The 24184-nt window shown below is 72.1% G+C and carries 19 protein-coding genes; 12 read left to right on the top strand and 7 right to left on the bottom strand.

Annotated elements, in window-relative coordinates:
- Positions 1 to 43 precede the first annotated feature (43 nt).
- Together rsmI and ACSC1Q_RS28505 are read left to right on the top strand one after the other, a co-directional pair.
- Positions 44 to 898, top strand: coding sequence for a 16S rRNA (cytidine(1402)-2'-O)-methyltransferase (gene rsmI / locus ACSC1Q_RS28510; RefSeq protein ID WP_436761758.1), 855 nt, complete (start codon positions 44 to 46; stop codon positions 896 to 898).
- A gap of 54 nt (positions 899 to 952) precedes the next feature.
- Positions 953 to 2482, top strand: a complete 1530-nt coding sequence (locus tag ACSC1Q_RS28505; protein ID WP_436761757.1) for a dolichyl-phosphate-mannose--protein mannosyltransferase — start codon at positions 953 to 955, stop codon at positions 2480 to 2482.
- Here ACSC1Q_RS28505 and ACSC1Q_RS28500 read toward each other — a convergent pair.
- Complete coding sequence (locus ACSC1Q_RS28500; RefSeq protein WP_436761756.1) at positions 2430 to 4160, bottom strand: hypothetical protein; 1731 nt, start codon at positions 4158 to 4160, stop codon at positions 2430 to 2432. The two genes, ACSC1Q_RS28505 and ACSC1Q_RS28500, sit on opposite strands and share 53 nt — an antisense overlap.
- A gap of 101 nt (positions 4161 to 4261) precedes the next feature.
- Here ACSC1Q_RS28500 and ACSC1Q_RS28495 point away from each other — a divergent pair, with 101 nt between their 5' ends.
- The 4 genes from ACSC1Q_RS28495 (at position 4262) to ACSC1Q_RS28480 (ending at position 8665) form a co-directional block, all read left to right on the top strand.
- Entirely contained in the window at positions 4262 to 5533 is a 1272-nt protein-coding gene (locus tag ACSC1Q_RS28495; protein ID WP_436761755.1) for a glycosyltransferase, read from the top strand.
- Between the two features lie 71 nt (positions 5534 to 5604).
- Positions 5605 to 5820: a hypothetical protein gene (locus ACSC1Q_RS28490; protein ID WP_436761754.1), complete on the top strand. Its 216-nt coding sequence runs from the start codon at positions 5605 to 5607 to the stop codon at positions 5818 to 5820.
- Positions 5821 to 5829: 9 nt separating this feature from the next.
- The gene (gene metG, locus ACSC1Q_RS28485; RefSeq protein ID WP_436761753.1) at positions 5830 to 7611 is read left to right on the top strand and encodes a methionine--tRNA ligase; all 1782 of its coding nucleotides are present in this window, start codon (positions 5830 to 5832) and stop codon (positions 7609 to 7611) included.
- Between the two features lie 193 nt (positions 7612 to 7804).
- Entirely contained in the window at positions 7805 to 8665 is an 861-nt protein-coding gene (locus ACSC1Q_RS28480; protein WP_436761752.1) for a TatD family hydrolase, read from the top strand.
- Between the two features lie 146 nt (positions 8666 to 8811).
- Here ACSC1Q_RS28480 and ACSC1Q_RS28475 read toward each other — a convergent pair whose 3' ends face one another.
- On the bottom strand, positions 8812 to 10251 hold the full coding sequence (locus tag ACSC1Q_RS28475) for a hypothetical protein (protein ID WP_436761751.1): 1440 nt from the start codon (positions 10249 to 10251) through the stop codon (positions 8812 to 8814).
- Positions 10248 to 12362 carry a serine/threonine-protein kinase gene (locus ACSC1Q_RS28470; RefSeq protein ID WP_436761750.1) on the bottom strand — a complete coding sequence of 705 codons (2115 nt, stop codon included), beginning with the start codon at positions 12360 to 12362 and terminating at the stop codon, positions 10248 to 10250. The genes ACSC1Q_RS28475 and ACSC1Q_RS28470 overlap by 4 nt, the downstream gene beginning before the upstream one ends.
- Positions 12363 to 12587: 225 nt before the next feature.
- Here ACSC1Q_RS28470 and rsmA point away from each other — a divergent pair, with 225 nt between their 5' ends.
- From rsmA to ACSC1Q_RS28455, 3 genes are all read left to right on the top strand, one after another.
- Positions 12588 to 13463, top strand: coding sequence for a 16S rRNA (adenine(1518)-N(6)/adenine(1519)-N(6))-dimethyltransferase RsmA (gene rsmA / locus ACSC1Q_RS28465; RefSeq protein ID WP_436761749.1), 876 nt, complete (start codon positions 12588 to 12590; stop codon positions 13461 to 13463).
- 85 nt (positions 13464 to 13548) lie between these two features.
- Positions 13549 to 14451 (top strand): 4-(cytidine 5'-diphospho)-2-C-methyl-D-erythritol kinase, encoded by a 903-nt coding sequence (locus ACSC1Q_RS28460; RefSeq protein ID WP_436761748.1) that lies wholly within the window; start codon positions 13549 to 13551, stop codon positions 14449 to 14451.
- A gap of 179 nt (positions 14452 to 14630) precedes the next feature.
- Positions 14631 to 16442 (top strand): ABC-F family ATP-binding cassette domain-containing protein, encoded by a 1812-nt coding sequence (locus ACSC1Q_RS28455; RefSeq protein WP_436761747.1) that lies wholly within the window; start codon positions 14631 to 14633, stop codon positions 16440 to 16442.
- A gap of 82 nt (positions 16443 to 16524) precedes the next feature.
- On the opposite strand, the gene ACSC1Q_RS28450 is transcribed toward ACSC1Q_RS28455, so the two are convergent.
- Positions 16525 to 17013 carry a MarR family winged helix-turn-helix transcriptional regulator gene (locus ACSC1Q_RS28450; protein ID WP_350970014.1) on the bottom strand — a complete coding sequence of 163 codons (489 nt, stop codon included), beginning with the start codon at positions 17011 to 17013 and terminating at the stop codon, positions 16525 to 16527.
- A 296-nt stretch (positions 17014 to 17309) separates the two neighbouring features.
- Here ACSC1Q_RS28450 and ACSC1Q_RS28445 point away from each other — a divergent pair, with 296 nt between their 5' ends.
- Positions 17310 to 18074: a trans-aconitate 2-methyltransferase gene (locus ACSC1Q_RS28445; protein WP_436761746.1), complete on the top strand. Its 765-nt coding sequence runs from the start codon at positions 17310 to 17312 to the stop codon at positions 18072 to 18074.
- Between the two features lie 25 nt (positions 18075 to 18099).
- Here the strand turns inward: ACSC1Q_RS28445 and ACSC1Q_RS28440 are convergent, their stop codons facing one another.
- The 3 genes from ACSC1Q_RS28440 to ACSC1Q_RS28430 form a co-directional block, all read right to left on the bottom strand.
- A complete protein-coding gene (locus ACSC1Q_RS28440; protein ID WP_436761745.1) occupies positions 18100 to 18795 on the bottom strand; it encodes an alpha/beta hydrolase in 696 nt (231 codons plus the stop codon).
- A 43-nt stretch (positions 18796 to 18838) separates the two neighbouring features.
- Complete coding sequence (locus ACSC1Q_RS28435; protein ID WP_436761744.1) at positions 18839 to 19360, bottom strand: pyridoxamine 5'-phosphate oxidase family protein; 522 nt, start codon at positions 19358 to 19360, stop codon at positions 18839 to 18841.
- Between the two features lie 132 nt (positions 19361 to 19492).
- The gene (locus ACSC1Q_RS28430; protein ID WP_436761743.1) at positions 19493 to 20530 is read right to left on the bottom strand and encodes a sigma-70 family RNA polymerase sigma factor; all 1038 of its coding nucleotides are present in this window, start codon (positions 20528 to 20530) and stop codon (positions 19493 to 19495) included.
- A 420-nt stretch (positions 20531 to 20950) separates the two neighbouring features.
- Between ACSC1Q_RS28430 and ACSC1Q_RS28425 the strand changes: the two genes are divergently transcribed.
- On the top strand, positions 20951 to 22210 hold the full coding sequence (locus tag ACSC1Q_RS28425; protein ID WP_436761742.1) for an MFS transporter: 1260 nt from the start codon (positions 20951 to 20953) through the stop codon (positions 22208 to 22210).
- Positions 22211 to 22460: 250 nt separating this feature from the next.
- The gene (locus ACSC1Q_RS28420) at positions 22461 to 23939 is read left to right on the top strand and encodes a CYTH and CHAD domain-containing protein (RefSeq protein WP_436761741.1); all 1479 of its coding nucleotides are present in this window, start codon (positions 22461 to 22463) and stop codon (positions 23937 to 23939) included.
- The last annotated feature ends 245 nt before the right edge of the window (positions 23940 to 24184 follow it).

Here is a 24184-nt window from a genome sequence, read left to right as displayed (position 1 = left end):
TGCCCAATTCGCGAACTTCTCCCCAGGCTGGGGGTCATCCGGAATGCGGGAGGATGGAACGGTGACGGACAACGGCAGGCTTGTGCTGGCAGGGGCTCCGATCGGGCAGGTGGGCGACGCCTCGCCCCGGCTGCGGCAGGCGCTGGAGAGTGCCGACGTCGTCGCGGCGGAGGACACCCGCAGGCTGCGCCGCCTGGCGGGGGAGCTGGGCGCGGAGATCGGCGGCCGGGTCGTCTCCTACTACGACGCCAACGAGGCCGGGCGGGCCGCCGAGCTCCTCCAGGCCCTCCAGGACGGCAAGACCGTGCTGGTCATCACCGACGCGGGCATGCCGGGCGTCTCCGACCCCGGCTACCGCCTCACCCACCTGGCGGTCGAGGCGGGGATCAGGGTCACCTCGCTGCCGGGGCCGTCCGCGGTGACCACGGCGCTCGCCGTCTCCGGGCTGCCCAGCGACCGCTTCTGCTTCGAGGGCTTCCCGCCGCGCAAGGCCGGTGAGCGCTCCCGCAGGCTCTCCGCCCTCGCGGAGGAGGAGCGCACCATGGTCTTCTTCGAGGCGCCACACCGGCTGCACGTCGCGCTCGCGGCGATGGCGGAGGCGTTCGGCGCCGACCGCCGGGCCGCGGTCTGCCGGGAGCTCACCAAGACTTACGAGGAGGTGCGGCGAGGCGGCCTCGGGGAGCTGGCCGAGTGGGCGGCCGGGGGCGTCAAGGGGGAGATCACCGTCGTCGTCGCGGGATACGCCGGGCAGACCCTGCCGCCGGTGATCGGGGACCTGGTCGGCGAGGTGGCCCGCCGGGAGGAGACGGGGGTGCCGAGGAAGCAGGCGATCATGGACGTGGCGAAGGCGGCGGGAATCCCCAAACGCGATCTTTATGACGCTGTCCATCGAAGCTGATTTATCACCATAATTGCCCGAATGGGATTAATACGGGATCGCCTCTTGCCTCCCATGCAGGGAAGCGTTGCCTGGGGCTGGCTGGGACCGCTGCTGGTCGCGGTGTTCGGAGGGGTCCTGCGGTTCGTCGATCTCGGACGGCCGCACGCGGTCGTGTTCGACGAGACGTACTACGCCAAGGACGCCTGGGCGCTGATCAACTACGGGGTGGAGCGGGCCTCGCTCGGCACCGTGGAGGACCCGGTCGCCGATCGGATGATCATCGCGGGGAAGACCGACTTCCTGGTCAAGTGCACGCCGCCGGAGGCCGATCCCTGCCCGCTCTACGTGGCCCACCCGCCGCTGGGCAAGTGGATGGTCGGCGTGGGCGAGCAGATCTTCGGCATGACGCCCTTCGGGTGGCGGTTCGGCGCGGCGGTGGTCGGGGTGTTGTCGATCCTGATCCTGGCCCGGGTGGCGCGCCGGATGACCCGCTCGACCATGCTGGGCTGCCTGGCCGGTCTGCTGCTCGCCCTCGACGGCCTGCACCTCGTGTTGTCGCGGACGGCTTTGCTGGACATCTTCCTGATGTTCTGGGTGCTGGCGGGTTTCGCCTGCCTGGTGGTCGACCGCGACTGGGTGCGGGATCGGTTGGTCACCTGGTACGAGACCTCGCCGCTGAGCGACCTCGGGCCGGGTCTGGGGTTGCGGCCGTGGCGGATCGCGGCCGGGTTGTGCCTGGGCGCGGCCTGCGCGGTGAAGTGGTCGGGGGTGTTCTTCCTGGTCGCCTTCGCGGTGATGTCCCTGGTCTGGGACGCGGGCGCCCGCCGCGCGATCGGCCTGCGCAAGCCGTACGTAGGGACGCTGAACAGGGACCTGACCGGTGGCGTGCTGACGCTGGGCCTGCTGCCCGTGATCGTCTACGTCGTCTCCTGGGCCGGCTGGTTCGCCTCGCCGCTGGGCTGGGGCCGCAACTGGGCGCAGGCGACCTCGCAGGGCCCGGGGTTCTTCGTCTTCGACTCGCTCCGGTCGTGGCTGAGCTACCAGGTGCAGGTGCTCGGCTTCCACACCGGGCTGAGCAGCGGGCACACCTACCAGTCGGCCCCCTGGACCTGGCCCCTCCTGTCCCGCCCGGTGGCGTTCCACTACCCGGCGGACAAGACCGGGTGCGGCGCCGACAGCTGCGCCGAGGCGGTCCTCGGGGTCGGCACCCCGGTCATCTGGTACGGGGGTCTCGCGGCCCTCGTCGCCATGGTCGCCTGGTACGTCGCCACCCGCGACTGGCGCGCCGGGACCGTGCTCGTCGGCTACGCCGCCGGCTGGCTCCCCTGGTTCTACTACGCCCTCGCCGACAACCGGACCATGTACCTGTTCTACGCGATCACGATGCTCCCCTTCATGATCCTCGCGCTCACCCTGGCCGCGGGGCTGATCATCGGGCGGGCGGACGCCGCGCCCAACCGCAGGGCGGTGGGGGCCGCGGTCGTCGGGGCCTTCACGCTCCTCGCGCTGATCAACCTCGGATGGCTCTACCCGGTGCTGGTCGCCGAGCTCATCCCGCACTCCGAGTGGTGGGCGCGGATGCTGTTCCGGAGCTGGGTGTGACGGGGCCGGGCTCGACGGGGCCGGGTGTGACGGGAGCGGGCGGCGGCACGGCGGGGCCGATCACGATCGGGCCGGTCGTGGCGGGATCGCTCCCGGCCGGATCGCCCGCGACGCCGACGGGCACGGCGTCGCCGGGGGTGGCGCCACCGGAGGCGACATCCCCGGGGGTGACGGCGGCGGGCCTGGCCGTGGCGGGCCCGGAGAACCCGTGGCGCAGCGAGATCGCCGCCGCCAGGCACGCCAGCGGCACCGCGGGCAGCAGGTAGCGGTAGTCGAACTCGGCCGTCGCCGCCGGGGCCAGGATGAGCCCGAACGAGGCCAGCCACGGCAGCAGCACCGCCCCGCCCAGCCTGCGCCAGCGCGCCGCGACCCCGGCCAGCCCGATCAGCAGCAGCACGCCGAGCACGATGCCGGGCAGCCGGACGACCCGCTGGTAGGCCTGCATGAAACCGGCCCACGGGGCGCTGAGGTCGGTTCCGATCACGCGCTGCTTGTCCTGGAGCCGCGCGACCCGCAGGCCTGGGTCGTACTTGCGCGCGTCGGTGTCGGTGCTGCCCCGGTACGACGACCAGGCGGGCAGGACCTTGGTCGTCGGCGGGAACTCGTACTGCAGGTAGGTCAGGGCGTCGGGGAAGCGCGGCCGGCCCCAGTGGAAGGCGCGCAGGAAGTCGCCGGCCACGAAGCCGAGATAGTCGAGCGGCTGGGACAGGATGGCCCGCTGGGCGAACGCGCTCGCGGTCTTGTTCATCTCCGGGGTGAACGTGCTGCCCACCCCGAAGGCGTGGAAGCGCTGGCCGTTCTGCGCCCACCAGAGGTATTTCTGCCCGGAGAAGTGGCGCTCGCTCGGCGGCTCGCTGATGCACAGCAGCGCCAGCTCCAGCTCCTCGCGCGGATCGATCCTCATCTTCGTGCAGTCGGCGAAGAGCGAGGTCCGCATGTAGAGGATCGCGCCGTCGCTGTTGGTCATCGCGAAGTTGCCGTGCGCCGAGGCGAACCAGGCCATGTAGCCGATCACCGGGAGGGCGCACGCGGTGATCATCGCCGCGATCGTCTTCCAGGCCGTGCGCTTGACCAGCAGGTAGACCACGACCAGCAGGAGGATCGGCAGGCCGATCGACCGGGTGAGCGCGGTGAGGGCGAGCAGCAGCCCGATCACCGCGCCGAGCCGCCAGGACATCCGCCGGTGCCAGAGCACCAGCGTGATCACCCCCACCACCAGCAGCACGAACATCGCGTCGGACATGACCAGGTGTTCGAGCTGGATCTGGTACGCGTCGAACAGCACCGGCAGCGCGGCCAGGGTCGCCCCCCAGCCGGGCAGCCGGAACCTGACGCGCAGCAGGGAGTAGATCAGCACCGCGACGCCCAGGCCCATCAGGTGCTGGACGAAGGCCACCAGGCCGAAGCTGTGCAGCGGCTTCAGCAGCAGGAGCAGAAAGGAGTAACCGTTCGGCCGCAGGGCACTGGGCCGATCGGGGTTCACCGCCCCCGAGACGTACTCGTAGGAGTCGTTGAACCACAGGGCGGGGCCGTAGCCGAGCATGGTGATCACACGCAGCAGGAAGGCCAGCGCGAGGGCGGCCACGAAGAGGCGGTGCCGGTGGAGGAACGCCCGCAGGCGAGTGCCCCGGGCGGGCGGAGGCGCGTCCGGGCGAGGGCGGTCGACGACGGTCACCATGCATTACAGGATGCCAGCCGTTTCGGGGAGTTGACCCGGGCAGGGGACTGCAGAGGGCATCATGGTGAGATTGGCTTGTGCAGTGAGTGAAGGGTTGAGACGTGGAACTGACCGTGGTCATGCCTTGCTTGAACGAGGCGGAGACCGTGGAGACCTGCGTACGCAAGGCGCTCGCCTGCATGCGGGAGCACGGGATCGACGGGGAAGTCCTGATCGCCGACAACGGCAGCACGGACGGCTCGCAGCAACTCGCACGCGAGGCCGGAGCCCGGGTCGTGCACGTCGACGCCAAGGGATACGGCAACGCCCTGATGGGCGGCATCCGCGCGGCGCGCGGCCGCTACGTCATCATGGGCGACGCGGACGACTCCTACGACTTCACGGCGCTGCTGCCGTTCGTCGAGCAGCTCCGTGACGGCGCCGACCTGGTGATGGGCAACCGGTTCAAGGGCGGCATCGCGCCGGGCGCCATGCCCCCGCTCCACCGCTACCTGGGCAACCCGGTGCTCTCCTTCATCGGCCGCCTGTTCTTCCCCAGCGCGATCGGCGACTTCCACTGCGGCCTGCGGGGCTTCCGGCGCGACTCCATCCTCAAGCTCGGCCTGCAGACCGGCGGCATGGAGTTCGCCAGCGAGATGGTGGTCCGCTCGACCCTGTCCGGGCTGGACGTGCGCGAGGTGCCCACCACGCTGTCGCCCGACGGCCGCTCCCGGCCGCCGCACCTGCGCTCCTGGCGCGACGGCTGGCGCCACCTGCGCTTCCTGATGCTCTACAGCCCGCGCTGGCTGTTCTTCATCCCCGGCCTGGTCCTGATGACCCTCGGCCTGGTCGCGGGCGCCGCCCTCACCTTCGGCCCGGTCTACATCGGCAAGCTCGCCTTCGACGTCGACACCCTGGTCGGCGCCTCGGCCATGGTGGTGATCGGCTTCCAGGCGTCGCTGTTCGCCCTGTTCACCAAGGTGTACGCCGCCGAGGAGGGCTTCCTGCCGGAAGACAGGAGGGTGCGCAAGCTCGTCGACATCGTGAGCCTGGAGAAGGGCCTGATCGTCGGCGGACTGCTCGCCCTGGGCGGCCTGGGCGGCCTGGTCGCCTCCCTGGTCCACTGGCAGACGCGCAGCTTCGGCCCGCTGATCCCGTCGGAGTCGCTGCGCCTCGTCGTGCCCTCGGCCACCGCGCTGATCGTGAGCTTCCAGACGATCTTCGCCGCGCTGTTCATCAGCATCCTCGGCATCCGCCGTACCAAGGAGACGCCCATCGACGTGGCCGCCTCCGCGGCGGAGGAGGCCGCCGAGGCCGTCAGCCGCGCCGCGGCCGGCGACCCGGCGGACGTCCCCGCCGACGACGTCACGCCGGCGGCCCCGCGCCTGCCGTAAGCGCCACCGCGCCTGCCAAGAGCGCCACTGGCTGCCGCGAGTACCACGGTGGCGGCGTCGCGGGGATCGCCGTGGAGCGTCACGGCGGTCCCGCGATCGCCGTGAGCGGTGGCGGTGGCGGCGGTGTGGCCGTCGTGGGGTGTACGGCGATCCCCGCGGTCGCCGTGGGCGCCAGGGGCCCCGTCGTGGCCGCCGTGGAGCGTCACGGCGGCTTCGGGAAAGCTCCCGGAAAGTCGAAGACCGCGGAGAACCACGACAGCACCAAGGCCCGAGGCCGCGTCCCTTAGGCTTGCACCATGTCCCAGCACATCCTGACCGCGGTCGCCTGGCCATATGCCAACGGCCCCCGCCACATCGGGCACGTCTCCGGATTCGGCGTGCCGTCCGACGTCTTCAGCCGCTACCAGCGGATGGCGGGCAACAAGGTCCTCATGGTGAGCGGGACCGACGAGCACGGCACCCCGATCCAGGTCCAGGCCGACAAGGAGGGCCTCACCGCCCGCGAGCTCGCCGACCGCTACAACAGAGTGATCGTCGAGGACCTCCAGGCGCTGGGGCTCTCCTACGACCTGTTCACCCGGACCACCACGGAAAACCACTACGCGGTCACCCAGGAGATCTTCAAGGGACTCCACGCCAACGGATATATCTTCCCCCAGACCACGATGGGTGCGATCTCGCCCTCCACCGGGCGCACCCTGCCCGACCGCTACATCGAGGGCACCTGCCCGATCTGCGGCTACGAGAGCGCCCGTGGCGACCAGTGCGACAACTGCGGCAACCAGCTCGACCCGATCCAGCTGATCAACCCGGTGAGCAAGGTCAACGGCGAGACCCCGATCTTCGTGGAGACCGAGCACTTCATGCTCGACCTGCCCGCGTTCGCCGAGGTCCTGGCGTCGTGGCTGTCCTCCAAGGAGGGCGACTGGCGGCCCAACGTGCTGAAGTTCGCCCTCAACATGCTCGGCGACATGCACCCCCGCGCGATCAGCCGCGACCTCGACTGGGGCGTGCCGATCCCGCTGGAGGGCTGGAGCGACCAGGCCAACAAGCGGCTCTACGTCTGGTTCGACGCGGTCATCGGCTATCTCAGCGCCTCCATCGAGTGGGCCCGCCGCTCCGGCGACCCCGAGGCCTGGCGCCAGTGGTGGCAGGACCCCGAGGCCCTCGGCTACTACTTCATGGGCAAGGACAACATCGTCTTCCACGCGGAGATCTGGCCGGCGATGCTGCTCGGCTACAACGGCCAGGGGGCCCGTGACGGCGAGCCCGGTTCCCTCGGCGCGCTGAACCTGCCGGCCGAGGTCGTCTCCAGCGAGTTCCTGACCATGGAGGGGCGCAAGTTCTCCTCCTCCCGCTCGGTGGTCATCTACGTGCGCGACTTCCTGGAGCGCTACGACGCCGACGCGCTGCGCTACTACATCGCCGTGGCGGGCCCGGAGAACCAGGACACCGACTTCACCTGGTCGGAGTTCCTCAACCGCAACAACGGCGAGCTGGTGGCGGCCTGGGGCAACCTGGTGAACCGCTCGATCTCGATGGCCGCCAAGAACTTCGGGGTCATCCCCGAGGCGGGCGAGCTCAGCGACGCCGACCGCGCGATGCTGGAGCGCAGCCGCGCGGCCTTCCCGAAGGTCGCCGCCGAGTTCCAGCACTGCCGCTTCAAGAACGCGACGAACGAGGCGTTCGAGGTCATCCGCGAGGCCAACCGCTACCTGGCCGAGCAGGAGCCCTGGAAGATCAAGGACGACCCCGCGCGGGTGAAGACCATCCTGCACGTCGCCCTGCAGGTCGTCGACGACGCCAAGACGCTGCTCACCCCGGTCCTGCCCAACTCCTCCAACAAGATCTACGCGATGCTCGGCGGCACCTGCGTCTGGTCGGGCATGCCGGAGATCCAGGAGGTCACCGACGACGACGGCAGGACGTACCCGATCATCACCGGCTCCTACGACGGCGCCGCGCGCTGGGAGTCGTCCCCGATCCGGGTGGGTTCCCCGCTCGCCCCGCCGACCCCGCTGTTCGTGAAGCTCGACCCGAAGATCGTCGAGGAGGAGCTGGCCCGTCTGGGCGAGTAGGACGGGCTCTCCGCGACTCGCGACCCGCGCTCAGGGGCTCTTGGGGACCTGCGGGCCGCGCTCAGGGCTCTCCACGGCTCGCGATTCGCGGCTTTCGCTCAGGGCTTTCGCTCAGGGCTCGCGCTCAGGGCTTTCGCGGCCCGCGCCCGGCGCCGGGCGCGGGCCGCACCGGCTTCTCGGTAGGTTGGACGCCGTGAGCACGCCGAAGCTTCCCGACGCACCCAGACCCCTGCCGGCAGAGGTGTTCGACAGCCACTGCCACCTGGACATCATGGTGGGCAACCGCCAGGCGTCCTCGGGAGACCCGGTCGCGCAGGCCGCGCAGGCGGCCCGGACGAGCGTCGAGGGCATCCTCGACGAGGCCCGCGCCGTCGGCGTGACGCGGCTCGTCACGATCGGCTACGACCTGCCGTCCTCGCGCTGGAACGCAGAGACGGCCGCCCTGCACGCGGACGTCTACGCCGGGGTGGCCATCCACCCCAACGAGGCGCACGCCTCGACGCCGGAGACCCTCGCGGAGATCGAGCGGCTGGCCGGCCTGCCGCACGTCAGGGCGGTGGGGGAGACCGGTCTCGACTACTACCGCGACTGGGCTTCCAAGGACGACCAGCACGCCAGCTTCCGCGCGCACATCGAGATCGCCAAGCGGACCGGCAAGGCCCTGGTGATCCACGACCGCGAGGCCCACGACGACGTGCTGCGCGTGCTGGCAGAGGAGGGCGCCCCCGAGGTCGTGGTGTTCCACAGCTTCTCCGGTGACGCCGAGATGGCGAAGCGGTGTGTCGCCGCCGGATACTTCATGTCGTTCTCCGGTCCGGTCACCTACAAGAACGCCGCCTACCTCCGCGAGGCCGCGCGGGTCGCGCCGAGGGAGCTGATCCTCGTCGAGACCGACGCCCCCTACCTGCCGCCCACCCCCCACCGGGGGAAGCCCAACGCTCCCTACCTCATCCCGCTCACGTTGCGCTGCCTCGCCGAGGTCAAGGCGGCCGACCTCACCGACCTCGCCACCGCCATCAGCGCCAACGGGGAGACCGTCTTCGGCTCCTGGTGAGGGGCCCGGGTTCCGGGCCCGCGTACGGCGTGGCCGGACCCCACGCGCCCCCGGTCCCCGGCGAGTCCCGAACCCGTGCGATCTCGCCCCGCGACGGGACCCGGGCCGGAAAGCCCGGCCCAGGACGGGACCCGAAGCCGGGAGGGTCAGCCCACGGCGGCGCCGAAGTCGGCGGAGGCGGCGCCTTCGAGGGCGGGGATCTTCCCGGTGCCCGGTGAGAGAAGGATGCCCTGGGAGTCGTTGCGGCCCAGCAGGACGACCGCTCCCGCGCCTCCCCTGTCGGGCGCCCCGACGACCAGCCGGTTGCCGCTGAACCCTACCGACCAGCCGAAGTGGTCACCCGCCTCGCTCTGGGCGATCAGCGTGCTCGTCGCCTGCTCGCCTATCGTGATCAGCCGCACGCCGCCCTGCCCGCCGGTGCCGTCGAAGGGCACGCCCACGGCGAGCCTGACCTCTCCCGCGTTCTCGCCGGTGAAGGCCAGCGAGAACCCGTAGCCCTCGCCCTCGGCCCCCTCCGCGCCCTGGTGGAGGGTGGTGAGAGGGCTGATCTCCCGGTCGCCGGAGGACTGGAACAGCTGTACGAGGCCGGAGTCCTTCACCTCGCCGCCGTCGCCGAGCGGGGCGCTCACCGCGAGGTAGCCGATGTCGCCCTGCTCGGTGTAGGCCATCGCGTAGCCGAACCGGTCACCCTCCTCGGACCTGGCCACCTCACGAAGGTCCCACTTCCTGCTCTCGTACTCGTCCTTGGGCTCGCGCACGTCGTAGATCACCGCGATCGACCCCGAGTCGGACTTGCCCGCGTCGACCTGGCGGCCCGCGCCGTCGTCGTTCTCGTACGGCACCCCGACCGCGAGATCCGGCTCGTCCGCGCTGCCACCGAGCCCGCCGATCGCCAGCGACCAGCCGAACATGTCGCCCACCTCGCCGTTGCCCGACACGCCCTCGGTCTCCTGGGAGATCCGCCGCCCCGTGCCGGGCGTCGGGGTGCCGAAGAGGTAGACGGCGCCGGAGTCGGCCGTACCGTCGGCGTTCTCGTGCGGCGCCCCGACCGCCACCAGCGTCCCGCCGGAGGTCAGGGACCAGCCGAAGTGGGCGTCGGCCTCCGGCTCCGGGGCGACCAGGCGGGCCGTCCTGTTCCCGGGGCCGCCGTACACCACGTAGACCGCGCCCGCGTCCGCGAGGCCCGCCACGTCGGCGTACGGGGCACCGACGAGCAGGTCCGCGCAGCCGTCGCCGTCGACCTTGGCCAGCCGCACCGACCACCCGAAGGCGTCGCCCGCCTTCGCCTCGGGGAGGGTCACGGCCTTCCCGCTCTCCCCCCGCCCGAACAGCACGTGGACGGCTCCCGCGCCGGTCAGCCCGCCGGGGTTGGCGAAGGGGTCGCCGACCGCGGTGTCCTCCAGGCCGTCGCCGTCGAAGTCGCTCGCACCCGCCCCGGTGCAGTCGGCGGCCGAGGCGGCCGAAGCGCCGGCCGTGGTGCCGGTCAGGGCCGTGAGGGGCCTGGCGGGCGCGGTGAGCGCTTCGGCGGCCCCGGTGGAGGTGAGCGCGATCGTGGCGGTCGCGGCGACGGCGAGCAGCAGCCTCATGACAGCCTCACCTCGATGTTCCTGCCTTCCTTGATCAGCACGCCGGTCAGCTTGACGGGCTTGCGGGCCGGGGGCAGGTCGAAGACCAGGACTGCCTCCACCTTCGTACCCGGGGGGAGGGCGGTGGGCAGGGCCGTCGACACCCGCTCCGGGGTGTGCGCCGAGCCGCGGTCGTCGGTCAGGGTGATCGCGGCGGTGTCGCCGAGCTGGACCTGCTCCCCGCCGGTGTTGATCAGCGTCAACGAGACCGTGCAGAACCGGCCCTTCGCCGGGGTGGCGTTCCCGTAGGAGGTGAGCCCGCAGGCCGGGGTGCGCGGGACGATCAGCTGGGGGTCCCCGAGGAAGGAACCGGTCGTGATCTTGCGGCCCACGTCGCCCGCGCCGGTACCGGCGAGGTCGCCGGTCTGCCCGGTGACGCCGGGGGTGGCCGTCCGCGCCTGGTCGTTCGCGTTTCCGCCGGGGATGTTCATCAGGACGACGACCGTGACGACGAGTGCCGCGAGCACGGCCAGCCCGGCGAACAGCCAGCGCCGCCGGGGTGCCGAGCCCTTCGCGTCCGGTGTGTCCGGCGTGTTCGGTCCCGGCGGGACCTGGAAGCCGGTCGGAGGCAGCGTGGGCACCTGACCCGGCGCCTGGCCCTGTACCTGGTTCTGCACCTGGCCCTGCCGGCCCTGCCCCTGCTCCGGTCCCCGGCCCGGGTCCAGGACCGGTGCGGCGCCCGCCGCCCGGCCGGACGGCGGGGCGTGGAACGGGTTCGTGAACGGGCGCGACGGTGAGGTCGTGGGCTCGGCCCGCATCGGGTACGGGAGCGGATTCGGCGGCGGGGTCCACTCCGGTGCCGTCGGGGAACCCTGCGGTCCCTGCGACCCCGGCGACCCGGACGGTCCCGGCGACGAGGAGGGCAGGGTCGGGGAGGCCGGTGCCGTACGGGACCTGGAGGCCGGAGGTGTCGTGGACGGACCGGACGGTGAGGCCGTGGAGGTCGTGGAGACCGCGGAGGGCGTCGTGGTCTCCGGGGGCGCGGACGCGAAGGCCGCCCCGGGGGTGGACGGGGCCGGTACGGAGGGAGAGGCGGCCGGATCCCAGCCGGGAACCGATCCGGGGATGGGCGTCGGCGCCGTGGCAGGGTCGGTGAACCCCGCCTCCAGGTTCAGCGCGCTGAGGGTCTGGGTGGAGTCGGGCTCGACGTTGGCGGGCGGCTCCCACGACTCGTTCAGCAGGTCGGTGGCGATCAGCGTGGGCGGGTCGGCCCGGACGGGAGCCGGAACGGCCGGGGCCGGGGCCGCGATCCCGCCGCCGACCAGGGCGATCAGCAGGTCCTGGGCGCTGGGCCGCTGGTAGGGGTCCATCTCGGTCGCGCGGCGGACCAGGTCGTTCAGCGGGGCGGGCAGCGCGCCCAGGTCGGGCGGGGTGGTGAGCAGCCGGGTGGCCATGGTCATCATGTCGCCCCGCCCGTAGGGGTGGCGGCCGTTGCCCGCGTACGCGACCATGCAGCCCCAGGCGAAGACGTCGGCGGCCGGGGTGATCTCCAGGCCGCGTACCTGCTCGGGGGCCCACCAGCCGGGGCTGCCGAGCACCTCGCCCGAGCGGGTGAAGCTGTGCGTGGAGTCGAGGGCCCTGGCGATACCGAAGTCGATCACACGGGGCCCGGACATGGACAGGATCACGTTGGCGGGCTTGAGGTCCCGGTGCACCAGCCCGGCGACGTGGATCGCGGCCAGCGCCGCCGCCACCCCCAGGGCCACGCCGTGCAGGGTGCCCTGCTCCAGGGCGCCGTGCTCGGTGATCTGGCGGGACAGCGGCGTGCCCGCGATGTACTCGGTGACCATGTACGGCCGCCCGTTGTCGTCGTTGCCGTTGTCCAGCACCTGCGCGGTGCAGAACGAGGCCACCCGCCGGGCGTTCTCGACCTCCGTGTGGAACCTCGCCGCGAAGCCCTCCTCGACCGCGAACTCCGCCTTCACCACCTTGAGCGCGACCGGCCTCCCCGTCGGCGCCAGCGCCAGGTATACGGTTCCCATCCCGCCCTCGCCGAGACGTCCGAGCAGGCGGTAGCTCCCGATCTGCTCGGGGTCGGCGGGTCGCAGCCCCTCGACACCGGGCTGGTTCACGTCCTCTTCACCGGGAAGATTCCCTTTCTCACCGTTGGGCCCCCGTACGGCAACGTTATCCACAACGGAACCCCTCGCGCTTCATCGAGCGTCTTTGCATCGTCTTCGGTGCGGGAAACTGGTCGGATGGCATGGGAGAGCAACCTTGGGTGATCGAGACAAACGAGTCGAAGACCACGGCGGACCGGCGGACGCCGGGTTTCAGCCGCCGTGCGGAGAACCAGCATGAGCCTTCTTGGTCCGGCAGAAATACGTATTTTGGCGAACAAGCTCAACATTCGTCCCACGAAAAAGCTCGGCCAGAACTTCGTGATCGACGCGGGCACGGTCCGCAAGATCGTGCGGGTGGCCGGGCTTGAGCCCGGTGACGTCGTCATCGAGGTCGGTCCGGGGCTGGGGTCGCTCACGCTCGCGCTGCTTCCCGAGGTCCGCGGCGTGATCGCGGTGGAGATCGACCCCGTCCTCGCCGCCCAGCTCCCGCTGACCGTCGCCGAGCACGCCCCCGAGTTCGCCGACCGTCTCACCGTGGTGCTCGCCGACGCCATGCGCGTGCTGCCCGCGGACCTGCCGCAGGAGAGGCCGACCGCGCTGGTCGCCAACCTCCCGTACAACGTGTCCGTGCCGGTGGTGCTGCACCTGCTGGAGACGCAGCCGTCGCTGGGCAAGATCCTGATCATGGTGCAGGCCGAGGTCGCCGACCGGCTGGCCGCCGCCCCCGGCTCCAAGGTGTACGGCATCCCCTCGGTCAAGGCCGCCTGGTACGCCGACGTCCGCCGCGCCGGTCCCGTCGGCCGTACGGTCTTCTGGCCGGCGCCCAACGTCGACTCCGGGCTGGTCGCGATGGTCCGGCGCGAACCGCCCACGACCGTCGCCACCCGCGAGGAGGTCTTCGCGGTGGTGGACGCCGCCTTCGCCCAGCGCCGCAAGACCCTCCGCGCCGCCCTCGCCTCCTGGGCGGGCACGGCACCCGCGGCCGAGCGGGCGCTGCGGGCCGCGGGGATCGACCCCTCCGAGCGCGGCGAGCAGCTCACCGTCGAGGACTTCGCGCGGATCGCCGAACACCGTACGACGGAGAGCGCGGCGGAAAGCGGTGTGGCGTGATACGCGGGTCGGTTTGTGTGCGCGGTGGAGGGATCCCGTTACGATCTGACGTCGTGACCAGTGAGCGAGCCCCGATGGGGGACGCATGAACTCCGTGACCGTCCGCGTGCCCGCGAAGGTGAACCTGCAGCTCGCCGTCGGGCCGCTGCGGGACGACGGCTACCACGATCTCGTCAACGTCTTCCACGCCGTCTCGATCTTCGACGAGGTCACGGCCACCGCGGAGACCGGGATGAGCGTCCGGGTGGAGGGCGAGTCCGCCGACCAGGTGCCCGGCGACCGCGACAACCTCGCGATCAAGGCCGCCCTCGCGCTGGCCGGGCACGCGGGCCGCTCGTACGGCGTGAACCTGCTCATCCGCAAGTCGATCCCGGTGGCGGGCGGCATGGCGGGCGGCAGCGCCGACGCCGCCGCGGCCCTGGTCGCCTGCAACGAGCTGTGGGGCCTCGGCCTGCCGCTGGAGGACCTGATGGAGATCGCCGCCGACCTCGGCAGCGACGTCCCGTTCGCGCTGCTCGGCGGCACGGCCGTCGGCACCGGCAGGGGCGAGCGGCTCACCCCGCTGGACATCGCGGGCACCTTCCACTGGGTGTTCGCGCTCGCCGACGGCGGCCTGTCCACGGCCACCGTCTACGCCGAGTGCGACCGCCTCCGCCAGGCGACCGGCGAGCGGGTGGCCTGGCCCCAGGCCGCCGAGCCGCTGCTGGCCGCGCTCCGCGAGGGGAACGCGGAGACCCTCGGCACCGAGCTGTGCAACGACCTGCAGCCCGCCGCCGTGATGCTGCGCGGCTCCCTGGCCCGCACCCTGGACGCCGGCCGCGAGCACGGCGCCCTCGGCTCGCTGGTCTCCGGCTCCGGGCCCACCTGCGCCTTCCTCGCCCGCTCCGAGGCCCACGCGGGCGAGCTGGCCGCCTCCCTGAAGGACGCCGGGGTGGCCCGCGACGTCATCACCGCGCACGGCCCCGTCCCCGGCCCAGTAATCGTGTAGCCGCTCCCGCTCCCGCTCTTGGCGGTCCGCGTGCCCGGGCCGTTTCCCGATGGAAGCTTTTCCCGGCGGGGACTTTCCCGGCGGGCGCGCGGCGGCGGTCGTTTCCGGGTGGGTCGCGCGGGCCGGGGCGTTTCCGGGTGGGGGGCGCGCCGGCCGGGAGCGGATACGCTTGTGTGGCGATGAATCTGGTCAATCTTGAGTCGGTCTCCCACTCCTACGGTCCCAAGCCCCTGCTCCGCGACGTCTCCCTCGGCATCGAGGTGGGCGACCGCATCGGCGTGGTCGGCCGCAACGGCGGCGGCAAGACCACCCTCATCTCGGTGCTGGCCGGTGATCTCAAGCCCAACAGCGGACGGGTCACCCACAACCGGGGGCTCCAGGTGGGCTCGCTGTCGCAGGGCGACGATCTCGATCCGGCGCGGGCGGTGCGCGACATCGTCCTCGGTGACAGGTCCGAGCACGAGTGGGCGGGTGACGCGGGCATCCGCGAGATCCTCGCCAGCCTGCTCGGCGACATCGACCTGACGGCGCTCGCCGGGAGCCTGTCGGGCGGTGAGCGGCGCCGTACGGCCCTGGCCAAGCTGCTCATCGACGAGCACGATCTGATCATCCTGGACGAGCCCACCAACCACCTCGACATCGAGGCCATCGACTGGCTCGCCAGGCACCTGGCGGGCCGCAGGACCGCGCTGGTGGTCGTGACCCACGACCGGTGGTTCCTGGACGCGGTCTCCACCAGGACGTGGGAGGTCGTGGACGGCGCGGTCGAGCGCTACGAGGGCGGATACGCCGCGTACGTGCTGGCCAAGGCCGAGCGCGCCCGGGTCGCGGCCTCCACCGAGGCCCGCCGCCAGAACCTGATGCGCAAGGAGATCGCCTGGCTCCGCCGGGGCCCGCCCGCGCGCACGTCCAAGCCCAAGTTCCGCATCGACGCCGCCCAGGCGCTGATCGCCGACGAGCCGCCCGCGAGGGAGAGCGTCGAGCTGGTCAAGTTCGCCGCCGCCCGGCTGGGCCGCACGGTCTACGACCTGGAGGACGTCACCCTGCACGCCGGGGGGCCCGGCCAGGGCCCGATGGTCCTCGACCGCTCGACCTGGCAGTTCGGCCCCGGTGACCGGGTCGGCCTGATCGGCGTGAACGGGTCGGGCAAGTCCTCGCTGCTCCGCCTGCTCGCCGGTACGGTCCACCCCGACTCGGGCAGGCTCGTACGCGGCAAGACGGTCCGCCTCGCGCACCTGTCGCAGGAGCTGGGCGAGCTCGACCCGGAGCGCCGGGTGCTGGAGACCGTCGAGGAGATCCGCAAGTTCATCCAGGTCGGCAAGAAGGAGTGGACGGCCTCCCAGCTGCTGGAGCGTCTCGGCTTCAAGGGCGACGCGCAGTGGAAGGTCGTCGGCGACCTGTCCGGCGGCGAGCGGCGCCGCCTGCAGCTGCTCCGCCTCCTCATGGACGACCCCAACGTGCTGCTGCTCGACGAGCCGACCAACGATCTCGACATCGAGACGCTCAACGAGCTGGAGGACCTGCTCGACGGCTGGCCGGGCACGCTGATCCTGGTCAGTCACGACCGCTACTTCCTGGAGCGGGTCACAGACAGGACCGTCGCGCTGCTCGGCGACCGCAAGCTGTCGATGCTCCCCGGCGGGGTCGACGAATACCTCGCCCGGCGCGCCTCGGGGGCGGCCCTGTCCGCGCGGGCGGCGTCCGGCGCGGTGTCCGGCACGGCCTCGGCGACCTCGTCCACCGGCGCGAAGGAGACGGCCCCCGGGCTGTCCGCGAAGGACGAGCGCGACCTCCGCAAGGAGCTCTCCCGGATGGAGCGCCAGCTCGACAAGCTGAGTGGCCGCGAGGCGAAGCTGCACGCGTCGATGGCCGACGCGGCCGCCGACTACGAGCGGCTGGCCTCGCTCGACGCGCAGCTGAAGGAGATCCTCGCGGAGAAGGAGTCGATCGAGGGCGAGTGGCTGGAACTCGCCGACCGCCTGGGGGAATAGGCCGGATTCATCCTGAAATCGAGGAAGGTCCACGTTTGGATCTTCCTCGGAGGGTACGAAGGGCCTCGGAGGGTACGAGGGGTCAGCGCACTCCGGTGTCGGTGGCGTCAAAAGGGACGAGTAGCGTGCGCAGCAGGTCCGAAAGGGCCTGCTGTTCGCGTTTTCCCAGGCCCGACAGGAGATCGCGCTCGCGGCGCAGCAGGTCGGCGAAGGCGCCGTCCACGCGCGTCCGTCCGGCGTCGGTCAGGGAGACCAGGACACCGCGCCGGTCCTCGGGGTCGGGACGCCGCCTCACCAGCCCGGCCGCGGCCAGCCGGTCGATCCTGTTGGTCATCGTCCCCGAGGTCACCAGCGTCGCGCGGAGCAGGGCCCCCGGGCTCATCTCGTACGGCTCCCCGGCCCGGCGCAGGGCGGTGAGCACGTCGAACTCCCAGGTCTCCAGGCCGTGCTCGGCGAAGGAGGCCCGGCGGGCGCGGTCGAGGTGGCGGGCCAGCCGGGAGACCCGGCTGAGCACCTGGAGCGGCTCCACGTCGAGATCGGGGCGTTCCTGACGCCAGGCGGCGACCAGCAGGTCGACCTCGTCCTTGCCGGGATCCCTGCCGAGGTCTCTGCCGAGGCTCTTGTCAGGGTCCCTGCCGGGGTTCCCGCCGAGGTCGCTGCCGAGATCCCTGTCAGGGTCCCTGCCGAGGTCTCTGCCGGGGTTCCCGCCGAGGTCACTGCCGGGGTCCCGGTCGGACGCGTCGGCCGCGACGGTCGCGTCCTTCGCGACGGACGGACGCCCGGGGCCGTGGTCCGCGTGGTGCAGTGTCATGGCGCGAGTCTATCTGTCTTGACATCGAGATATCTTGCCGGATATCAATTGTCTTGATGTCAAGAGATATGTGGGATCCCCTGGTCTACGGCCGCTACGCCGACGAGCGCTCGCGGCCATTCTTCGATCTTGTTTCCAGGATAGCCGCGGAGCGCCCCGGCCACGTGGTCGACGCGGGCTGCGGCACCGGTGAGCTCACCGCGGAACTCGCCGCGCGGTGGCCCGGCGCCCGCGTCCACGGGTTCGACTCCTCGCCCGCCATGATCGAGAAGGCCCCCGCGGGCGGCTCGCTGAGCTTCTCCGTCGACGACGTCACGCGGTGGCGCCCCGAGCACCCGGTCGACGTGATCGTGTCCAACGCCGTCCTGCAGTGGGTGCCCGGGCACCGTGAGCTGCTGCCGCGCTGGGTGGAGGCCCTCGCCCCCGGCGGCTGGCTCGCCTTCCAGGTCCCCGGCAACTTCGACGCCCCCAGCCACGCCCTGGTCCGCGAGCTGTGCCGGACGACGTGGCGCGACCGGCTCGGCGATCTCGTCCGTCCCTCCCCGGTCGACGACCCGGCCGGGTACCTCGGCCTGCTCACCGGCCTGGGCTGCCGGGTGGACGCGTGGGAGACCACCTACCTGCACGTCCTGCCCGGTGACGACGCCGTGCTCGCCTGGATCACCGGCACCGCCCTGCGTCCCGTGCTCGACCGCCTGGACCCGGCCGAGGCCGCCGCCTTCCTCGCCGACTGCGCCGCGCTGCTCCGCGAGGCCTACCCGCGCGGGCCGCACGGTACGGTCTTCCCCTTCCGCAGGGTCTTCGCGGTCGCCCGGAGATGACCCGGGGCCCCGGCGAAAAGGGGACTCACGTCACGGTGTGACCGTCCATGGCCGCCCGGTACGCCTCCAGCCGGTCGGCGAGCTCCCCGGGGCGGCTGAGGGCGACGCTGTGGCCTCCGCCGATCTCGTCGGGGACGGTTCCCAGCCGTTCCCCGACGACGCGGCGCATGAACCCGGCGGGAAAGAAGCGGTCGTCGCGGCACAGCAGGAATCTCGTCGGCACGGACGGCCAGGCGTCGAGCGGCCACGGTTCGGCGAACGGGGTGGCGGACTGCCCGGGACCTCTCCTCAGCGCCTCCGCCGCCAGCTCGGGCGGGACATCGTGGAGGAACAGGGCGATGTCGTCGTCCGGCGCCCGGCCGTCGCGTTCGTCCTGCTCACGCCTCGCCGCCTCCCAGCCGGTGTTGGCCCACCAGGCGCCGGGCGGTTCGCCCGGTGACGGGACCATCGCCGTCAGCAGCACCAGGAGACCGACCGGCACCCGCTCGCACACCAGCGGCGCGGTGAACCCGCCGAAGGACTGGGCGACCACGACGAGGTCGCCACGGCCACCGATGGCGTCGACCACCACGTCGGCGTACTCGGAGAGCCCGGCCGAGTCGTCGTCGCAGGGCAGGTCGGGCGTGACCACGTCATGGCCGCGCGCCCGGAGCTCGGCGGCCAGGAGATGCCAGTACCACGAGTCGGACGCGGCGCCGGGGATCAGTACGTAGGTGGTCATGGCCGGTGTTCCCTCCGAGGTGGGCGGGTGTCCGGACCGGCCGTCACGACCGGCCCCGGCGCTCGAAGTCCGCCACGCCGACGCCTCCGGGCAACCGGGTCGTGAAGTCGAGGACCCCGACCCAGGCCGGACGGACGGCGATGCGGGCCATCCTCGTACCGGGATGATCCACCGCCGCCACGTTGGCGGCGCCCTGCTCGGCCCCGGCGTAACGGTGCTGGGCGAGCGCGTACTCCGGCACGATCCCGTCGACGTCGGTGACCGACGCCCGGCCGCGGACGAGGAGCACCTCGGGCGGCGTGGACGCGGCGTCGATGGTGAGGGCGACGCCGGGCCTCGCCCGCAGGGCGGCGATCTTGCGCGCTCCGGCGAACGTGGACATGACGACCTCGGCGCCCGTCCAGTGGAACAGCATCGGGAACACGCGCGGGGTGCCGTCCGCCGCCACGTACGCCAGCCGCGCCAGCTCCTTGGAGGCGAGCAGGCGCCGCGCCACCTCGCTGCCCAGCAGGCGGACATCGCCCTGCGGCAGCGCCATCACGTCCTCGTGACCGTCGATCACCATCAGGCTCGCTCCTCATCGTCTCTCTCGACCACGCCTGTCGAGGTCGTACGTGTTGAGACGGTGAGGCGCCGGAAAAGGGGTCACCGCACCGGTGGCGGCCGGACGCGGGATCGGCCGGCGGTCAGGACGCGGTCAGGGCAACGTCGACGGCAGCCCGAACGCGGGAAACAGGCGCGGCTCGAAGACGGTGATCTCGACGATCCTCCCGCCCTCGATCCGCAGCACGTTGAGCACCTGGGGCCGGTACGCGGAGTCCCCCGGCAGCCGGACGTACCCCGCCACCGCGGGCTGCCGGTTCGCCCGGGTGGGCACGTTCCGCCACTCCGCCCGGTACAGCGGCGAATCCGGCCCGAAGGCGTGCGCGGCGAAGGCCTCGAACGCCTCACGACCGGAGAACCAGAACGGACGCGGAGGCATCGTCATCCGCACGTCCTCACTCAGCAGCTCCGCGAGAGCGGCCGTGTCGGCCTGCTCGTGGGCGTCCATGAAGCGCCGCAGCAACTCCCGCTCCCGCGCGGTCGGCGCCGCCGACGGCGACCATTCCAGCCGACGTTCCGGAAGGTGCCTCCTCAGGGTCGATCGCGCCCGCTTCAGGGCGCTCTTGACCGAGTCGACACTCGTCTCCAGCAGCTCGGCGGTCTCCTTGGCGGGCCAGCCGAGCACGTCCCGCAGGATCAGCGCCGCCCGCTGCCCCGGGGGCAGGTGCTGGAGGGCGGCGAGGAACGCCAGCTCGATGGTCTCCCTGCCCACCACGGTGGCGTCCGGCTCCGTGTCGCCGGACGCCACCGGCTCCAGCAGCCGGTCCGGATACGGCTGCAACCACCGGATCTCGGCCGGCGGCGACACCGCGTACGGATCCTGCACCTGTCCGGGCTCACGCGGTCGCGGGTGGCGCGGGTGCCGGTCGAGGAAGTCGAGACACGCGTTGGTCGCGATCCGGTAGAGCCACGCGCGGTAGGTGGAGCGGCCCTGGAAGGTCCCGCGCCCGCGCCACGCCCGCAGGAACGTCTCCTGCACCAGGTCCTCCGACTCCTCGAACGAGCCGAGCATCCGGTAGCAGTGCACCTGGAGTTCCCGCCGGTGGCGCCCGACGAGCTCGCCGAACGCCGGTTCGTCGCCCGCCAGGGCAGCGGCGACGAGTGCGTCGTCCCCGGCTCTCGCCTCGCCCAATGACCCGCCTCCCGAGTGTCTCCGCGACCCGCTCGCCCCGTTAGGACGGACGAACGGTGCGGAAAGTGTCAGTCCGCGCCCAGGCGACGGTCCGGGGAGGCGCAATACTAGCCAGATCCTCGCCGGACGTGGGTCACGCCCGCCGGCGTGGCCGAGCCTCTCCCCGGCACCGGCCATCGCGCGAACCCACGAGCCGCGCGGTGGTACGGGTGGCGTCGGGGGGCTCGGGCGAGGGGCCGTCGCGGTTGGAAGTGTTCGCTCAGCGCTGCCGAAAAGTGTCTTGATCCGGTGGCGAGCGGTGTGATTCGGTGTGATTCGGTGTGATCCGAACGGTACGCGAGCCACTCATGAGGTGTCGGGCGGAGCCGCGCGCCCGATCGCGGCGGCCCGGCGATCCATTGGACGAGCGTCAGGGGGCCGGTGAGAGAAGCAGCGAGGCCCGACCCGGGAGTGCCGCGCCCGCTGTGGCGCGATCGTTCCTTCGGCGTCTTCTGGGGCGCGCAGACCCTTTCCGTGGCCGGTGACTCGTTCGCGCTCATCGCCGTCCCCCTCCTCATCCTGAACGCGACGGGATCCGTCGCGCAGATGGGCCTGCTGACCGGTGTCTCGGGCGCGGCCTCGGTCGTCGCCGGAGTGTTCGCCGGGATCCTCGCCGACCGGTTCGACCGGCGCACGCTGCTCATCGTCTGCGACCTCGTCAGGCTCGTCCTGTACGCGCTGATCCCGCTGGCCTGGACGACAGGGCCGCGCATCTGGCTGCTCTACGCGGTGCTGCCGCTGGCCGAGGCCGTCGGCATGGTCTTCCAGGTCACCTACGTGACCGCGGTGCGCAACCTCGTCGGCGACGGACGCGTCACCGACGCCAACGGCAAGCTCTACGCGACCGCCGCCGCGGCGGGGATCCTCGGCCCGATGCTGGCCGGGGTGGTGGCCGGAAGGTTCGGCCTGACCGCCGCGATCGGCATCAACGCCGTGAGCTTCGCGGTGTCCGCGATCGGGGTCTGCCTGATCCGCGTCCCCCGCGACACCGGCGGAACCGCGGCGCCCGCCGTACGGGAGCGGCCGTGGCGCGAGATCCTGGCCGGGGCGGTGTTCCTGTGGCGCCACCCGGTGCTGCGCGTCCTCACCGTCCTGCTGTCGTTCTTCGTCTTCCTGACGCTCGGGCTGACCGACCTCGTGATCTACCGGCTCAAGTACGACCTGGGTCAGCCGGACTCCGCCGTCGGGGTGGTCCTCGGCATCGCCGCGGTCGGCACGGTGATCGGCTCCCTCCTGGTCGCGCGGCTGCGCGCGCGGGTGGGGTTCGGCCCCGCGTGGATCGGCGCGCAGGCCGTGGCCGGGCTCGCGATCGTCGGCGCCGGGTTCGTGGGTTCCGTCTGGGGGATGGCCGTCATCGTGGCCCTCTATCTCGGCTGCGTGAGCGTCGCGGGGATCTGCTCCATGTCCCTGCGCCAGCAGGTGACCCCCGACCACCTGCTCGGGCGGGTCACCTCGGCGTTCTGGACCATCCACTTCTCCATGGGCCCCGTCGGCGCCGCCGCCCTCACCTGGGGCGCGGCCCGCTACGGCGCCACCCCGGTCTTCGTCCTCGCGGGCGTCTGCTGCCTGCTGATCGCGGTGACCGCCCTCTTCACCCCCGTACGCCTGCGGCACCCGGAGAACGTCACCCCCGCTCCGTGACCCGATCGCGCCGTGAGGTTCCCATCACCTCCGTGACCCGATCGCGCCGGGAGACGCCCACATCGCCCGCGTATCCGGTTGATCGGGCCCGGACACCCTCGTGACCTGCCGCTCAGCCGGACGGGTGACCGGCGGCGCCGCCGTCCCCGCGGCCTCGGAGGCGATCGGCCGGGGTTCCTGGACGGATAACAGGGCATCAATAAATACTGCGAAGACATGGTAGATATCTGGGCAAATCTGGGGATGACCTGTGGGAATAGAGATTGAGGACAAGTTCGACGTGCCGGTGGAGTACCAGGTGCCGGATCTCACGGGCCTTCCCGGCTCGGCGGAGGTCGTGGGCCCGAAGACCCACCAGCTGGTCGCCCTCTACTTCGACACGCCCGATCTGAGGCTCGCCGCGCGGGGGATCACCCTGCGGAGGCGCAGGGGCGGCACCGATCCGGGCTGGCACCTCAAACTTCCCAAGGCCAGGGGCGTCCGGCAGGAGATCACCCACCCGCTGACCCGGAGCGCCAAGATCGTCCCCGCCGAGCTGGCGGACCTGGTGCTCGCGTACACCCGGGGCGCCCCGCTCGCGCCCATCGCCGAGCTGGACACCCGCCGCGCCGTCACCACCCTGGTCAACGGAGCCGGGGTCGGGCTGGTCGAGATCGCCGACGACCGGGTCAAGGGCACCGTGTTCGGCGACGAGCCCCACGTCGAGCGCTGGCGCGAGGTCGAGGCGGAGCTGCTCCAGGGCGACGAGAAGCTGCTGAGGAAGGTCGGCAGGCGGCTGGGCAAGGCCGGGGCCGTCCCCGCCGACTCGGCCAGCAAGCTCGCGCGCCTGCTCGGCGGCGCCGGAGCGGTCTCGGAGCATCCACGCGCCGAGACCGCTCCGGGGTCGGCGGGCGAGGTCGTCGTCGGCTACCTCACCGCCCAGGCCGGCGCGCTGCTCGCGCAGGACCCCCGGGTCAGGAAGGCGGAGGAGGACGCCGTCCACCAGATGCGCGTCGCCGCCCGGAGGCTCCGCAGCGCGCTGAAGTCGTTCAGGACGGTCGTCGAGGGGACCGAGAACCTCCAGGAGGAGCTCAAGTGGCTCGGCGCGGTCCTCGGCGAGGCCCGTGACCTGGAGGTCGTCCGCGAGCGGTTCGCGCGCAGGCTCGACAGCCTGGACGACGGGCTGATCGTGGGCCCGGTCAGGGCGCGCCTCAGCTCCGACCTGCTGGACGACGAGCACGAAGCACTCGACCGGATCAGGGACACCCTCGGCGGGGAGCGCTACTTCGCCCTGCTCGACGCCCTCGACGACCTGACCGGCACCCCGGTGCTCACCAAGGCCGCCAAGAAGCCCGCCGACACCCTGGACGTCGTCGCCGCCAAGAGCTGGCGCCGGGTCACCAGGGCCTACGACACCGCCCAGGCCATCGAGAACGAGTCCGAGCGCGAGATCGCCATGCACGACGTGCGCAAGGCGGCCAAGCGGGCCCGCTACACCGCCGAGGTGCTCGGCATGAGGAAACTGGCCAAGCGGGCGGAGGACGTGCAGGAGGTGCTGGGCACCCACATGGACGGCGTGGTCGCGCAGGAGCGGCTCGCGGCCGAGGCCGCGAACGCCCGCCTGGCCGGGGAGGACACGTTCACCTACGGCGTGCTGACCGGCGTGGAACGGGCCGGGGCCGCGCGCGCGTGGGAGGAGTTCCCCCGGGTCTGGGCGGAGACCACGACCGCCGTCGCGAAACTCCTCTGACAGCGAGGACGCGGACGAACTCCCCCGGCTTCTCCGTTCCTCCGGCAGGGCCCGGCTAGTCGCCCGGCCCGGGGGGCCGGGCGGTTCGTGATCCTGGCCCGGAGAGCCCGGAGAGCCCGGAGAGCCCGGAGAGCCCGGAGAACCCGGAGAACCCGGAGAACCCGGAGAACCCGGAGAACCCGGAGAGCCCGGAGAACCCCGAGAACCCCGAGAACCCAGACAGACCGGACAGCCCGAGGAGAGGG

Origin of the sequence: Streptosporangium heterodermiicola, from assembly GCF_051390675.1 — a bacterium.
Classification (GTDB): Bacteria; Actinomycetota; Actinomycetes; order Streptosporangiales; family Streptosporangiaceae; genus Streptosporangium.
This window is presented reverse-complemented; position numbering and strand designations above follow the sequence as displayed.

Excerpts from the sequence above, each read along its gene's own strand:
- rsmI (WP_436761758.1), top strand. The coding sequence starts at position 44 with ATGCGGGAGGATGGAACGGTGACGGACAACGGCAGGCTTGTGCTGGCA.
- ACSC1Q_RS28505 (WP_436761757.1), top strand. The coding sequence starts at position 953 with ATGCAGGGAAGCGTTGCCTGGGGCTGGCTGGGACCGCTGCTGGTCGCG.
- ACSC1Q_RS28500 (WP_436761756.1), bottom strand. The coding sequence starts at position 4,160 with ATGGTGACCGTCGTCGACCGCCCTCGCCCGGACGCGCCTCCGCCCGCC.
- metG (WP_436761753.1), top strand. The coding sequence starts at position 5,830 with ATGTCCCAGCACATCCTGACCGCGGTCGCCTGGCCATATGCCAACGGC.
- ACSC1Q_RS28475 (WP_436761751.1), bottom strand. The coding sequence starts at position 10,251 with ATGAGGCTGCTGCTCGCCGTCGCCGCGACCGCCACGATCGCGCTCACC.
- rsmA (WP_436761749.1), top strand. The coding sequence starts at position 12,588 with ATGAGCCTTCTTGGTCCGGCAGAAATACGTATTTTGGCGAACAAGCTC.
- ACSC1Q_RS28460 (WP_436761748.1), top strand. The coding sequence starts at position 13,549 with ATGAACTCCGTGACCGTCCGCGTGCCCGCGAAGGTGAACCTGCAGCTC.
- ACSC1Q_RS28455 (WP_436761747.1), top strand. The coding sequence starts at position 14,631 with ATGAATCTGGTCAATCTTGAGTCGGTCTCCCACTCCTACGGTCCCAAG.
- ACSC1Q_RS28445 (WP_436761746.1), top strand. The coding sequence starts at position 17,310 with ATGTCAAGAGATATGTGGGATCCCCTGGTCTACGGCCGCTACGCCGAC.
- ACSC1Q_RS28440 (WP_436761745.1), bottom strand. The coding sequence starts at position 18,795 with ATGACCACCTACGTACTGATCCCCGGCGCCGCGTCCGACTCGTGGTAC.
- ACSC1Q_RS28435 (WP_436761744.1), bottom strand. The coding sequence starts at position 19,360 with ATGGTGATCGACGGTCACGAGGACGTGATGGCGCTGCCGCAGGGCGAT.